General features: G+C 40.3%; 16 protein-coding genes. 10 read left to right on the top strand and 6 right to left on the bottom strand.

What is annotated here, in order from left to right; translation table 11 throughout:
• Positions 1 to 13: 13 nt before the first annotated feature.
• The 3 genes from RIC88_RS14705 to RIC88_RS14695 are packed head-to-tail and all read left to right on the top strand — an operon-like array spanning position 14 to position 1,520.
• On the top strand, positions 14 to 811 hold the full coding sequence (locus RIC88_RS14705) for an MBL fold metallo-hydrolase (RefSeq protein WP_350218316.1): 798 nt from the start codon (positions 14 to 16) through the stop codon (positions 809 to 811).
• On the top strand, positions 808 to 1,290 hold the full coding sequence (locus RIC88_RS14700) for a RidA family protein (protein WP_350218315.1): 483 nt from the start codon (positions 808 to 810) through the stop codon (positions 1,288 to 1,290). Before RIC88_RS14705 ends, RIC88_RS14700 begins: the two co-directional genes overlap by 4 nt.
• Before the next feature lie 11 nt (positions 1,291 to 1,301).
• On the top strand, positions 1,302 to 1,520 hold the full coding sequence (locus RIC88_RS14695) for a nuclear transport factor 2 family protein (RefSeq protein WP_350218314.1): 219 nt from the start codon (positions 1,302 to 1,304) through the stop codon (positions 1,518 to 1,520).
• On the opposite strand, the gene RIC88_RS14690 is transcribed toward RIC88_RS14695, so the two are convergent.
• Positions 1,521 to 1,646, bottom strand: coding sequence for a hypothetical protein (locus RIC88_RS14690; RefSeq protein WP_350218313.1), 126 nt, complete (start codon positions 1,644 to 1,646; stop codon positions 1,521 to 1,523). It lies immediately after the preceding gene.
• Positions 1,647 to 1,733: 87 nt separating this feature from the next.
• Between RIC88_RS14690 and RIC88_RS14685 the strand changes: the two genes are divergently transcribed.
• Both RIC88_RS14685 and RIC88_RS14680 read left to right on the top strand, forming a co-directional pair.
• Positions 1,734 to 2,186 (top strand): hypothetical protein, encoded by a 453-nt coding sequence (locus RIC88_RS14685; protein WP_350218312.1) that lies wholly within the window; start codon positions 1,734 to 1,736, stop codon positions 2,184 to 2,186.
• Between the two features lie 63 nt (positions 2,187 to 2,249).
• On the top strand, positions 2,250 to 3,617 hold the full coding sequence (locus RIC88_RS14680; RefSeq protein WP_350218311.1) for a T9SS type A sorting domain-containing protein: 1,368 nt from the start codon (positions 2,250 to 2,252) through the stop codon (positions 3,615 to 3,617).
• 71 nt (positions 3,618 to 3,688) lie between these two features.
• On the opposite strand, the gene RIC88_RS14675 is transcribed toward RIC88_RS14680, so the two are convergent.
• Complete coding sequence (locus RIC88_RS14675) at positions 3,689 to 3,865, bottom strand: BF3379 family histone-like protein (RefSeq protein ID WP_350218310.1); 177 nt, start codon at positions 3,863 to 3,865, stop codon at positions 3,689 to 3,691.
• A 90-nt stretch (positions 3,866 to 3,955) separates the two neighbouring features.
• Positions 3,956 to 5,218: an aminotransferase class I/II-fold pyridoxal phosphate-dependent enzyme gene (locus RIC88_RS14670; protein WP_350218309.1), complete on the bottom strand. Its 1,263-nt coding sequence runs from the start codon at positions 5,216 to 5,218 to the stop codon at positions 3,956 to 3,958.
• A 97-nt stretch (positions 5,219 to 5,315) separates the two neighbouring features.
• Here RIC88_RS14670 and accC point away from each other — a divergent pair, with 97 nt between their 5' ends.
• From accC to RIC88_RS14650, 4 genes are read left to right on the top strand one after another with little or no spacing between them, the layout of a single operon-like run.
• On the top strand, positions 5,316 to 6,806 hold the full coding sequence (gene accC, locus RIC88_RS14665) for an acetyl-CoA carboxylase biotin carboxylase subunit (protein ID WP_350218366.1): 1,491 nt from the start codon (positions 5,316 to 5,318) through the stop codon (positions 6,804 to 6,806).
• A gap of 44 nt (positions 6,807 to 6,850) precedes the next feature.
• Positions 6,851 to 8,155: a DUF1015 domain-containing protein gene (locus RIC88_RS14660; RefSeq protein ID WP_350218308.1), complete on the top strand. Its 1,305-nt coding sequence runs from the start codon at positions 6,851 to 6,853 to the stop codon at positions 8,153 to 8,155.
• Entirely contained in the window at positions 8,139 to 8,711 is a 573-nt protein-coding gene (locus RIC88_RS14655) for a Maf family nucleotide pyrophosphatase (RefSeq protein WP_350218307.1), read from the top strand. Before RIC88_RS14660 ends, RIC88_RS14655 begins: the two co-directional genes overlap by 17 nt.
• Positions 8,711 to 9,073 carry a DUF5615 family PIN-like protein gene (locus RIC88_RS14650; RefSeq protein WP_350218306.1) on the top strand — a complete coding sequence of 121 codons (363 nt, stop codon included), beginning with the start codon at positions 8,711 to 8,713 and terminating at the stop codon, positions 9,071 to 9,073. Before RIC88_RS14655 ends, RIC88_RS14650 begins: the two co-directional genes overlap by 1 nt.
• Here the strand turns inward: RIC88_RS14650 and RIC88_RS14645 are convergent.
• Positions 9,070 to 10,992: an OmpA family protein gene (locus RIC88_RS14645; RefSeq protein ID WP_350218305.1), complete on the bottom strand. Its 1,923-nt coding sequence runs from the start codon at positions 10,990 to 10,992 to the stop codon at positions 9,070 to 9,072. The two genes, RIC88_RS14650 and RIC88_RS14645, sit on opposite strands and share 4 nt — an antisense overlap.
• 101 nt (positions 10,993 to 11,093) lie before the next feature.
• Here RIC88_RS14645 and RIC88_RS14640 point away from each other — a divergent pair, with 101 nt between their 5' ends.
• Positions 11,094 to 11,654, top strand: coding sequence for a hypothetical protein (locus RIC88_RS14640; RefSeq protein ID WP_350218304.1), 561 nt, complete (start codon positions 11,094 to 11,096; stop codon positions 11,652 to 11,654).
• On the opposite strand, the gene RIC88_RS14635 is transcribed toward RIC88_RS14640, so the two are convergent.
• Positions 11,655 to 13,043, bottom strand: coding sequence for a DUF4302 domain-containing protein (locus tag RIC88_RS14635; protein ID WP_350218303.1), 1,389 nt, complete (start codon positions 13,041 to 13,043; stop codon positions 11,655 to 11,657).
• Entirely contained in the window at positions 13,040 to 13,915 is an 876-nt protein-coding gene (locus tag RIC88_RS14630) for a substrate import-associated zinc metallohydrolase lipoprotein (protein WP_350218302.1), read from the bottom strand. The genes RIC88_RS14635 and RIC88_RS14630 overlap by 4 nt, the downstream gene beginning before the upstream one ends.
• Positions 13,916 to 13,918: the final 3 nt, after the last annotated feature.

Genomic DNA, 13,918 nt, shown 5'->3' with positions numbered 1-13,918 from the left:
ATTCAAAAAGACCATGAACATTCAATTGATCCGCAATGCGACGCTCAAAGTAACCTACGGAGGACAGACGTTCCTGATTGACCCCTACTTTGCACCAGCCTTCAGTCAGATGTCTTTTGGAGGTAAAACCAAAAACCCAGTAGTTGATTTGCCATTTTCAATCGAACAAATACTTGAGAATGTTGATGCGGTTATTATTTCTCATCTGCATCCGGATCACTTCGATGAAGCAGCACAAAAGGTGTTGCCAAAAGATACCAAGATCTATTGTCAGCCTTCTGATGCACGGTTCATTCAGGAGATGGGATTCAGTCAGGTCATCTCTGTTGACAAGCAGGTGGAAATTGGGAATATTACACTAACACGCACCGCCTGTCAACATGGATCCGGTGAAATCCTCTCACTGATGGGTGACGTCTCCGGCTTTGTGTTTCAACACTCGAGAGAAGACACCCTCTACTGGTGTGGGGATACCATCTGGTGCGTTGATGTGATGCAAACCATTGATCAATTCGACCCAAAAGTCATTGTCTGCCATGGAGGTGGCAATCGATTTTACAGTGTACATCCTGTGTTTGCACCTGCATTTACCTCTGATAGTGAGGTACTCGTAATGGACGAACAAGAGGTAATCATACTTAGTGAATATGCACCAGAAAGTCTGGTGATAGCCACGCATATCGGTGCACTGGATCACGAGACAGTAACCCGACATGATTTAAGGGAATTAGCCAAACAGCGGGGTATCGGTGATCGTTTACTGGTACCTGAAGATGGAAAGAAATTCATTTTTGAAACACTAATTCAATGACAATAGAACACCACACAACAGAAGCCGGACTGCAATTGCCGGCACCATCAACCCCGGGGGGAAACTATTCTTCCTTTAATATCAGAGGGAATACAGCTTACATCGCCATTCAGTTTCCCATAAAGGACGAAACCTTTCTATTTCAAGGACGCCTTGGCGATACGCTCAATGCTCAGGATGGGTATGATGCTTTGCAACTTTGTGCCATGAATGTCTTGGCTCAGATGAATAAGTACTTGTCTTTTAGCCAGTTGGAGGGAATGAATCACCTGGATATCTATTACCAAAGCATCAACCATTGGGATGAAGGACCATATGTTGCGAACGGTGCTTCAAACCTGTTTGTGGAAGTGCTTAAGGAAAAAGGTGAACACACCCGATCCATTCTGGGAGTTCATTCCTTACCACGTAATTTTTCCGTAGGGTTAACTGCAACTGCCACAATCAAGAAAAAGCCGTATTGGTTTTCATTTAACTAACTCATTCAACTATGAATACTACATCGCAATCTAAAAATAAGGCGGAGAAACTCGTATTGGAGTTTCTTGGCAGGGTCTGGGGACCTACTCATGAACTTAATGCCATCGATGAATTGATGACGGAAGATTACACAATCACTACAGGAGGAAAAGTAATCAAAGGACGAGCGAATTTTAAAGCCTGGGTTACTGAATTTCCAAACCAAACTCAGGGATGCAAGCACCATTAGTCAGGATATCTTCTCCAATCCATCTGAAAACCTGGTCGTTTCTCGTTGGGTTTGCTCCGGCAATAACAACGGCATTTTCGGGCTACCGGGCAATGGGGAGTCTGTGAGCTTTACAGGTATTGCCATCTGGGAAGTTCGGGGGAATCAGTTAAGCCAATGCTGGGTGGAGCGGAGTGCTTTTGAGCTATATCAGCAACTGACTAATTGACTTAAATGGAAAATTTGAGTAGCATTTGGTGGGAAAGCGGGCGAATACTTCTCACCCGATTAAGTGGTGAAGTAACCATTCGGGACATTGAACATTGGGAAAGATCACTTATCGAAGCTTATAATCAAATCAATGACCATGAGATTTTTAAGATTTTCATCAACCTGTTTGGATTTAAAGCGATAGATCTTGAAGCACATAAACGATACCGATCAACCATACCATTGGTTTTGTCAAAATATGGATGGCGCGTTGGGTATCCGGATATGTTTGAAGAAGCTAATAACCTGAAACTATCAACAATTAGAGGCATTCGATGTGTGGGCGCTGCACATATTCATCAGGATGCTTCAAAAATTGAAAAATACCAGGAGTTATATGCTCACAACCGTGAACAGTACTTTACTGATCCGGACAAAGGCTATGCCTGGATTGAAGAATTATCTTTAGGTGGTTGACCGTTCGGGGGTGAATCTCACCCCTGGACATTTCCGTATAAAACTCAATTTTTATCTTCAGCATTGAAATGGACTTGGCTGCTGATTTTTCTGCCATTGGGTTTGGCAGGACAGCAAATAACAGATTTTTGGAGGCCGATAGAAGGGCCACCTCACGATCAGGCTACTTACTTTACAATTACGGTTGACGAACAGGATCAACTTTATGTGGGTACTGATAAAGGTTTATTTATCACTTCTGATTTAGGACACTCCTGGAAAGAAATTCTCTCTGCTGATTTTCCTATTATTAGGATCGTAACTTCAGGCGATTATTTCTATGCAATTACTTTAGATCGGAATATTTACATATCACCTGATAAAGGCAACAGCTGGCATTGGAGCTTATTCAATCCGGAATCTGAGATTACAGACTTTATTGTCCTACCTGACAAATCATTACTGCTAAGCACTGGTCATATTGAAGTTCAAAATGATGTGGGATATTTTAGGGGTAATGGACTCTATAAAAGCATTGATCATGGTGAATCCTGGTTCAAATTGGATATTGGACTCACTAAGAACCATTACATAGCTCACCTGGCTCAGGATAGTAAAGGAAGAATTTATGCTTCGATCAATGAATACAACTCAAAAGATGGAGCCATTCTATATTCTCAGGATCAGGGAAAAAACTGGTCCAAACTACCTCCTGTATCATTTAACTGGGGCCAAAATAATATTGGGTCTACAGAAATTGTTCAGATTTCCAGTATGGCTATAGACCAACGAGATAATTTGGTGATTGGCATGCTCGGGGCAACAGGCACTGTTGCTACTTCTGTAAATCTAAAAAACAGTTTTCAAGGTGCTTTAGATGGCACTGAATGGCAGCACATACGCATGGTTCCTTTTGGATATGATTGGTTTTATCTGGAAGCACACCAGCTATTTTTTCCTTCAAATGGCAGTGTCTTTGCATCCAGAATAGGTCAATCTTTTAACCTTTCGGGTATTTTTCACAATTCAGGACATGAACAAGCTGAATTTGAAAAGCGGCAGATTGATCCTGTCTTTCTTGGTGAAATACCCAATTTCACTCATTGCACATTTGCCGAAACCTCAAACAATCGGGTTTTTGTAGTGCAAGAGTTAGATAATGTCATTTATTATACAGACCTGGAAGAGGTTCCGTTAGGTAATGGTGAAGATGGAAAATCCAGATTCACGATATTTCCAAACCCATTCCGTGATTCCTTTCATATTGAGTTAAACGAGACCATAGCAACAGCAGAGGTGAAATTGTATGATCTGGAAGGATCTCTTCTTTATGCCGGTGAAGCAATCAATACAGATCTTATTGAAATCAGGACGGAAATTAAGTCAGGGATGTATTTAGTGCGCATTTCAGTTGATGGAATAACATACAATATGAAGGTGATCAAATTGTAATTTGGTGGCCTGAAACAAAAAAAGGGAGCCATTTGGCTCCCAGTTTCTTTATCGGCTCGATTAGTAATCGATTATCCTTTGTTCTTGATGTCTTGAACTTCTAGTCTGATTTCTTGAGCAAGGTTCTTCATATCTTGCATACCTTTTCTTACTCGAGTACCGGCGGCATTATTTTTCTTATCGTAGAACTTTTCGAAATCTGCTTCTAGAGATTCAACCATTGACTTTAGTTGTTCAAATCTTTTCATGTTATAAGGTAATTAAGGTTATCGATAAATTTTTAAAGTTGAGGCAATATAGCCCAAAATCGTAAATAAACAGATTTTTTGGAAGAAATATTAAGATTTTGCGATCATGGCTCCTTCCACTCCAGCTTCTCTGTAAACTCCATTATCCAGTTTTTTCTTAATAGCTTCAAAAGCATTTAATGTTTCCTCCACATCTTCCAGCGTATGCATGGCTGTCGGAATTATTCTTAAAATAAGCATCCCCTTTGGAATAACTGGATATGAAATCAGCGAACAGAATATATGATAGTTTTCACGTAAATCCACTACCATATTACATGCTTCCATCACATCGCCATTCATCACTACAGGTGTAACAGGAGAGTTTGTTGAACCTATATTGAAACCACGTTCTTTAAATCCATTTTGTAATGCATTTACAATTGTCCAAAGTTTTTCTCTAAGCTCTGGCATAGTTCTGAGCATTTCCAGTCGCTTCAAGGCTCCTACGACCAATGGCATTGGAAGAGATTTGGCAAAAATCTGAGACCTTACTTTATATCTTAAGTGATCAATGATATTCTTTTCTCCTGCTATAAAAGCACCAATACTAGCCATAGATTTTGCAAATGTGGAGAAGTAGATATCAATCCCATCCTGACAATTGTAATGCTCACCTGCACCAGCACCGGTTTTACCCATGGTCCCAAACCCGTGTGCATCATCTACCAGTAATCTGAAATTGTACTTGTCCTTTAACTCAACGATCTTATCGAGCTTGCCGGTGTTTCCACTCATCCCAAAGACCCCTTCGGTGATGACCAAAACACCACCACCTTGCTCATTCGCTAGTTTTACAGCTCTTTTCAGTTGTTTTTCACAACTTTCAATATCATTATGTGGGAACACAAATCGCTTTCCGATGTGCATTCTAAGCGCATCGATGATACAAGCATGACATTCTGCATCATATACCACTACGTCTTTTCTATCAACCAGCGCATCTATGACAGACATGATTCCCTGATAGCCGTAGTTTAGTAGCATACCGGCAGGTTTACTCACAAAATCAGCGAGCTCCTGTTCCAGCTGATCGTGATAGTCTGAATTTCCAGTCATCATTCGGGCTCCCATCGGGTAACCAAGCCCCCACCTCTCAGTAGCTTCCGTATCCGCTTTTCTAATGTCCGGGTGATTGGCCAGGCCCAGGTAGTTATTTAAGCTCCAAGCCAAAACTTCTTTTCCTTTAAAGGTCATACGAGGCTTAATCTCACCTTCCAGCTTTGGAAAGAAATAATAGTTTACATCCTGATCCAGATAGGAGTATTGTCCTAACGCTCCCTTGTCACTGAGTAATTTCTCAAATAAATCCATTTACTTGTGTTCTCCTTTTTTCAAACAAGTTGCAAATTTAGCAGGAATGCGCATATAATGAATGTCGCCTTTTCAATAAACTTGCGGTAACGATTGAATTATGTCTATAAAGAAAATATTAGTTGCAAATAGAGGTGAAATAGCTATTCGGGTAATGAGATCAGCCAAAGAGCTGGGAATCAAGACAGTAGCGGTGTATAGTGAAGCGGATAAAATGCTACCACATGCTTCATATGCTGATGAAGCAGTAAATATTGGTCCGGCTGCAGCCTCAGAATCTTATCTGGTTCAGGACAAAATCATTGCTGCATGCAAGCAAACTGGTGCCGATGCTATTCATCCGGGATATGGATTCCTATCAGAAAATGCATCTTTTGCTGAACGTGTAGAAAAAGAAGGTCTGATATTTATTGGCCCATCCCCGGAAGCCATTCGCATCATGGGCGACAAGCTTACGTCTAAGCAAACAGTACAAAAGTTCAATGTACCGCTGGTACCTGGAATGGACGAGCCCATCAATGATGTTACAAAAGCAAAGAAAGTTGCCAATGATATTGGCTATCCGGTAATGATCAAAGCAAGTGCCGGAGGTGGTGGAAAAGGGATGCGAATCGTCAATGATCCAAAAGATTTTGAAGAACAAATGGATCGTGCTATGAGTGAGGCTCGCAATTCCTTTGGGAACGATGAAGTATTCATTGAAAAGTTTATCTCCTCTCCTAAACACATTGAAGTACAGGTACTTGGAGATCAGCATGGAAACATCATTCACCTGTTTGAACGAGAGTGTAGTATCCAAAGAAGACACCAAAAAGTCATTGAGGAAGCCCCCTCTGCCCTTTTAACAGAGGAAAGAAGAAAGCAGATAGGCGAGGCTGCTGTAAATGTTGCTAAATCATGTAGCTACTTTGGTGCCGGCACGGTAGAGTTTATCGCTGATGAGAACATGGATTTCTACTTTCTGGAAATGAATACCCGACTCCAGGTAGAGCATCCGGTTACAGAGTTGATCACTGGCATAGATCTGGTAAAGGAACAAATCCGAATTGCAAATGGGGAAAAGCTAAGTTTTAGCCAGAATGAACTATCCATTAATGGGCACAGTCTGGAAGTACGAGTTTACGCTGAAGATCCGGAAAATAATTTCCTTCCGGATACCGGAAAGCTAAAAACATACATACGCCCCCAGGGAGCTGGTGTACGGGTTGATGACGGGTATGAGCAAGGGCTGGATGTATCCATTTATTACGATCCAATGATTGCTAAGCTAATCACCTATGGTAAAGACCGTTCGGAAGCAATTGACAGGATGCGAAGGGCTATAGCTGAGTATCAAATCACCGGAGTGAAGACTACCCTCCCATTTTGTGATTTTGTGCTAACCCATCCGGAATTTGTAGACGGATCTTTCACAACAAAGTTTGTGGAATCACATTATGATCCGGAAAGTCTAAAAACGAAACCAACAAAAGATATTTCGGAAGTGGCCGCATTGATAGCTAATGAGGTGGTCAATAAAAGTGTAAAAAAAGCACCTTCCCTGACAAAGCAAACTTCTGCCAGCAAATGGAAAGAACGATTGAAATGATTCAGTCGTTAACACAGAATATTCAGAAAAATTAATCGCATTGAATGGCAGAAATTAAGCCTCTTCGAGCCTGGAGATACAATGAAAAGCTAATCAAGAACATTGATAAGTTGGTTTCACCATTATTTGATGTTGTCTCTGAGAGTCAACGTCAAGCCTTATACGAAGAAGAATATAACAGCATTCATCTATCTGTCCCCAAAGGCGAAGATTCTATAATAGGTGCTTCAAAAAGACTTATACAATGGAAAAAGGAAGGTATTGTAAAGCAAGATGAGCTTCCGGCTATTTACGTCTACTATCAATATTTTACGCTACCGGGCTCTGACAGGGAGCGAATCAGAAAAGGATTTATAGCCAATCTTAGGGTTTATGATTGGAGTGAAAAAGTGCTGCTGAGACACGAAAACACCATGCCTTTTTCGGTGAATGATCGAATGGATATTTTGGACAAGACACTACTGAATGTAAGTCCTACCCATGGACTTTATACTGACCCCTCCCATGAAATAGAGAAATATTTAGATGAGGCCATGATGGATCCCCTATATGAAACAGAAGACTATCAGGGTGTCCGGGATGTTTTCAGTGTGATTCATGATGTAAAAGTCATTAAACGGATCATGGAAATCATTGAGGATAAACAAATCATTCTTGCAGATGGTCACCATCGGTATGAAGGATCGCTACTCTACCAAAAAGAACGATCACGAACTAATCCAAATCATACTGGTAAAGAAGGTTACAATTATCACCTGATGTATTTTACCAACACCGAAGCTGATGATCTACGAATCCTCCCTACACATAGAGTTGTTAATGGATTAGAGAATTTTTCAAAAGCAGAATTACTCAAAAGTCTGGAGAATTACTTTTTCATCAAACCAATAGAAGAAGCAACGGATGTAAATGAGGTGATTCTTGGAAAAAAATGGGCTTTTGGCCTCCTCATCGAAGATGAAGCATTTAAGATTAGGTTGAAGCCCGAGATGATTGATACAATAACCTGGGATTTTCCTCGTACCATCAAAGAACTGGATCTGACGGTCTTGCACTATTTCGTTTTTGAAAAATGCCTGGGTATTGCGGGAAAAGATCAGCGAGGGAGCAAGAACCTAACCTTTGAGCGGAACTTTACGAAGTGCCTAACTTCGGTGATAAAAAGAGAAGCACAATGTGCCATTATCACCAAAAACATCTCCATAGAGACGGTGAAAGAAGTCTGCTACAGCGGATATACTTTACCTCAAAAAAGTACATACTTCTATCCTAAAGTAATTTGCGGGTTTCTTTTCGGATCTATAAAAGAAGACGAATTCAACTCATTTTTTGATGAAGCATTTCAATAATTTAATTCTCGCTTCTAATTCACCCAGGCGTAAGCAGTTGTTGAAGGAAGTTGGTCTTCAATTTGAAGTGAAAACTATTCCATTTGATGAGGTTTTTCCGGAAGGCATGGCTTCTGATAAAGTGGCAGAATACCTTGCGGTGGAGAAAAATAAAGCACATAGGGAAGCTTTTGGAGATCAGGGCACTATTATTACAGCGGATACAGTGGTGATCTTTACGGATAAAATTTTAGGTAAACCTGAAAGTAAAGCCGAAGCAAGAAAAATTCTCAAGATTCTTTCAGGAAAAATCCACCAGGTAATGTCCGGTGTGTGTATAAGCACAGGTGAAAAGCAAGTTTCTTTTTCTAATCTCACAGAAGTGAAGTTTAGGGAACTCACAGATGAGGAAATTGACTATTACATCGAAATAGAGCCGCCACTGGATAAAGCAGGCAGCTACGGCATTCAGGAGTGGATAGGAAAGATTGGTGTGGAGTGGATCAAAGGATCTTATTTCAATGTGGTAGGATTGCCAGTAGATGCGGTTTATAAGGTGCTGAAAGAAGAGTTTTAGTGAAATTCATCATTGACGAAAACCTGCCACCTGATTTAGCTATTGCTTTTCGAAATGCCGGACTAAATGGGTATCATGTCAATGAAATAAAAGCAAGGCAAAAACATCGCGTTAAAGATGATCAGCTAAGACGTCTGACCATCCAAAAGGGATATGTAATTGTTACCAAAGACGATGATTTTGTAAAGAGCTACGTAAGCCGAAAAGTCCCGGATAGAATGATTTTTGTTTATGGACTCGAAAAAAAAGAATCACTTCTCGCACGAATGAAAGAAGTGATTCCAAAGATTTCTTCTATGTTAGAAACGTATGATTTTATTGAAATTAATGAAACGGGAATCAGGTTTCCATTCGCTTCCTAAAATTCTACAATCACAAATTCGGTACGTCGATTTTTAGCCCTTCCGTCAGCGGTGGCATTATCTGCAATTGGGACAGTTTCGCCATATCCCTTTGCAACCAATCGTTCTCTTTCAATTCCGGCCAGCACCATATACTCCACCACAGACTGTGCCCTCTTTTGAGAAAGGCTCAAATTGGTCGCATCTGCTCCCTGACTGTCCGTATGCCCGCCCACTTCTATCTTCATGGTTTTATTATTCCTCATAAGTGTTACCGCTTTATTTAGCTCAACGTAACTGATAGGCTTAAGCTCAGCTTTACCAACTTCAAAAAAGATATTATTGAGCACCACCTTGGTTCCTTTCCTGATAGGCTCTAGTGCTATATCATTTGTGATCTCAGCGTATGCAGTATCCTTAGGGAGTTCAAAACTTTGAGAGTAGAAAAAGAATCCCTCCGCATTTGCAGATACACTGTAATCACGTCCTGCGGGTAGCACTACCAGATATTCACCAGTTGCCTCATTACTCTTATTCGTAGCAATTAATTCACCGGAATTCAAGTCTTCAATCAGTACCAATGCACTTAAAGGTTTGTTATCTTCAGAGTTAGACACAATTCCCTGCACTACAATTGTTGGTTTTGGCTTTAACTCGTCAGGTAATTCCGCTTTGAAGATGTCGAAGTTATTTTCATCGAGTCTGGACGATGCTAAATAAGCATGGCCAGCGGCTGAAATGCTAAAGTTGGTATCATTACCTCGTGAATTGATTGGGCTGCCCAGGTTCTTTGGTGTAGACCATTTCCCATTCTCAAATACTGTGTAAAAAACATCGGCACCTCCCATTCCCGGATGTCCAGTGGATGAGAAATAGAGTGTTTTTCCATCCGCTGCAAGAAATGGGCTATTCTCAGTTAATGGTGTATTCACGATACTTCCCAAATTTTGAGGAATCCCCCAAAGATCTAGGTGATTCTTCTCCACCATGTAAAGATCTGAGCCACCATAGCCACCAGCCCTGCGTGAGGTGAAAATGATGCGGTTTCCATCCGAATTAATCGTAGGTTGGCTGTCCCAGTCTTCATCATTCACCACATTCCCCATATTCTCCGGGTTACTCCAGGTATTCCCGTTCAATTGAGTGATATAGAGGTCACAACTCCCAATGGCCCCATCCTCATCACAACGCACAAAAACCATATTCTGGCCATCACCTGTAAAAGCCGACCCAAAATCATTGGACATAGAGTTTATAGGTTTCGGAAGTAGCTCTGGGGCACTCCATTCGTTCCCTTCGAGCTTCGAAAAGTATATATCTTCTCCAAAATCCAGTTCAGCGCTATTCTCATCTTTAAAGTCAAATCCGCCCTTCCGTACACTTGTAAAATACAATCTTGTACCTGTAGGATTTACAGACGGCATATAATCTCCTGAAATGCTGTTAACTGACGCAATAGGCTCGGGTTCAGACGTGTTTGGTGGCATTTCCCTGAGCTCCTGGCTTATATCTATATAATTAAGCCTGTTCATTGCCAGGTGAATAAGTTTAGCCGCTTTTGGCCCCTTAGGGGCTTTCTCCAAATATCTTTTAATATAAATACGGGCACTCCTAAGATTGTCCAGGTCTATGTACGCCTTAGCGATATCATAATAGATGCTGGAGTTGTACCCTGGATCAACTTGCTCCAGATTTCGATAGGCATTAATGGTTTCTTCGGTTCGATTTAAAAAATCATAGGTCTTCCCAAGGTAAAACCAAGCATCAGCATACTGCGGATTGAGCTTGATGGCTTCCTGGAATTTTTCGATGGCCATTTCATACTTTTGAAACTTAATCGCTTGCATTCCCTGATTATAAGCATCTCTATGGGCTTGTGAGAAAACAGAAAAAGCAATGAGAAATAGAATTAGAGAATAGCTGATTCTTCGATTTTGCATGGTTGTAATGGTTGATTCATAATTTGAATTTAGAAAAATAATGACAGAAATCGGATTCTTTCAATAATGATAAGTAGCTTAAACATACAAAATGTAACCTCATGAAAAAGATATTGCTTTACTCAGCTTCGCTAATCTTTCTTACTGTCATGCTAAAAGCTCAAGTAGGAAATCAATTTCCCAAAATGGAAGCTGAATCTTTGACCAATGAATTCGTAAACCTACCTGCGGACATCAGCGGAAAACACAGCTTGATTGGCCTAGCGTACTCTAAGAAAGCAGAGGATGATTTAAAGGGATGGTTTGAGCCTATCTACAACCAGTTTATCTATAAAAATCCAAACCCTGGGCCTTTTGATTTTTCGTTTGACGTACATGCTTACCTGGTTCCCATGTTCACAGGAGCAAAAAGGCCGGCATATAAGAAAGTGATGAACAACCTAAAAAAGACCATTGATTTGAGACTTCAGCCAAATGTATTGTTTTATAAGGGTACGATTAAGGAATATAAGGATGCACTCAATTTTGACGGAAATGACGTTCCATATTTCTATGTGATTGATCCAAAAGGAAAAATCGTATATTCAACTTCAGGCAGGTACACAAAGCAAAAGATGCAAGAAATAACTGATGCAGTTGAAAGTGCGATGGAAATGGAATAATTAAAAAAGAAACCCCTTATGCTTATTACAGGGATTATAAAATTCAAATAGTCCTTCGATATTGAGCAATTCTATCACATAGATTTCTCCACCAGAAAAAAGCTGATCTGTTAATTCATCTAAGCCATCAAGTTGAGCTTGTATAGGATTGTCTTCTGTAATTAAATCTTTTCCATTGAATGTAATCTGCAGATAGTTTCCACTTTGTGTAAAATCAAATCCTCGAAGGAAAAATTCAACATTATTAAACTCATCAACCGTCACAAACCCTACGCCATTAAAAACACTGTCAGCAATTTCAACGGCTTGATACCATTGGAATGCTACTACATCAGGGAATACATCCTCTATTTGGCTTGAAATAGAATTATCATCTTCATCGTATAAAAAGATATGATTAATTGCATAGACATCATCCGCGGAAGCATTGAAACTGTTAGCCACCTGGAATAGAGAACTACTTGCATCAAAAGATCCTAAATCTGTACCTGTTGCACTAAATCGGGTAACCGAATCCTGCTGACCGGTGCAAAAGCTCTCCTGAAACCACGAACCCTCTCCAACAGGTATCCCTTGTATTTCAAAAGTATTTCCGCTGAAGGATACGTTGATTGACTGATCCAGAATGATCTTCTCATTTTGAAAGCTGAAATTCCTTTCAACTCCTATTTCAAGAATATTATTACTGCCAATAACTGCAGGCATATCTGCACCATCTGCTATTCCCAAAAATTTGATTTTTCTTCTTTGTAAATCGAATGTAGCAGAAAGTGTAAAATCCTGATCTTGCAGATGAAAATTGAATATTCCGAATGATCCAATTCCTCCTAGATTTTCAGATTGAAAATGCCCCTGACTTAAGGTCATTGGTGACGCTGTAGAAATTAGATCACTATCCGAAGGAGTGGCAGGTATGAAAAGTAAATTGGTTACATCAGACCCGGCATCAGTTTTACTTTTAAAGTTCAGATTGTCTCCTTCCTCTCCTTCAAATATGAATTCAAACTCACCGCCAAATGAAGCTTGTTGCAACTCAAATAAATAATGGAATACACTATAGGTTTCCATTATCAGCTCTATACCTTGCGAGCTATCAATTCGATAAGCGATCACCTGATCTCTAAATTCTCCATTATTTGAAGTTACATCTGACTGTAGCCTAACAGTTCCGTCAACATTGAAATCAAGTAGAATTAGATATGTCCCTGTCTGACTTGTCGGCCTGTAATCCAGTCTCCAGCCATTGGCTGGCGCCACCAATGATTCCCGCAACTCCTCTACTGCTTCGTTAACCCGATCCTCTACTGATGGCAACTTTGCACCGTCATCATTCGAGCACCCAAGTGATATTAAAAGAACAGAAAGCCATATGTAATTCTTCGCTTTCATAGTCTACTTTGAATTGCATTCCTTAAGTCTTCCATCTTGACACCTGTCGCGTTCTCATAATGATCAATAATTGAGGAGAGCTTATCTGCAATTTTTTGCTTTCCCTCATTCCTACTGACACAATCATCTGTTTCACAATTGGTTTCCTGAGTGATGAAATTGTCGTGAAAGTCCGGATCAAAAAGATAAAAGGAGACGGTTTCTGCAAAATCTTCGTTTGGCGAGCTTGTTGAGTATGGAGAGACAAATCCTCTTTGGAGTGCTTCTTCATTATTTAAAACAAACCAGGAGCCTGGACCCGTGTATCCTTCCGGAGCAATTGTCTCAAATGCATTAGGAAGTTTATAGCGCTGATGAACCGTATGTGCAAATTCATGATATACAGTCTGTAGCTGAAGGGCTCTCCAATCTTCATCATTAACATCAATCGCATTGACATTTGTAAACGTAATTTGCGCACCGGCATCCGCAGTGCCAAGGGTTACGGTTCCGTCGTTATTGTAAATCAAACCTCCTAAAAAAATAATTTCAGCTGGAACATGGGCTCTAAAGAAATTCTCACCATTTTCAACCTCCTTATATGGGTTGATCCAATACTCTTCTATAAAATCCAGCATTGGTCTAACTACTTCAAGTCGTGGTGGAGAAACGCGCTGACCGGGTTGAACATAATTATCTACAAACTTGTAACGGATAGCCATGCCATATTCCTGAGTGAAGTTTACATCTATATACTCATCTAAATCTGAACTTAAATCAATATCAGGATCGTTAACGGGTACATTCAATTCTTCACTAGGATAGCATCCTACCATGATCAAAGCAAGTACACCTATCCTTAAAAATTTGGCTTGATATGTATGTCGTCTCATCAT

The sequence above is a fragment of the Ekhidna sp. genome (assembly GCF_040220215.1).
GTDB lineage: Bacteria > Bacteroidota > Bacteroidia > Cytophagales > Cyclobacteriaceae > Ekhidna.
This window is presented reverse-complemented; position numbering and strand designations above follow the sequence as displayed.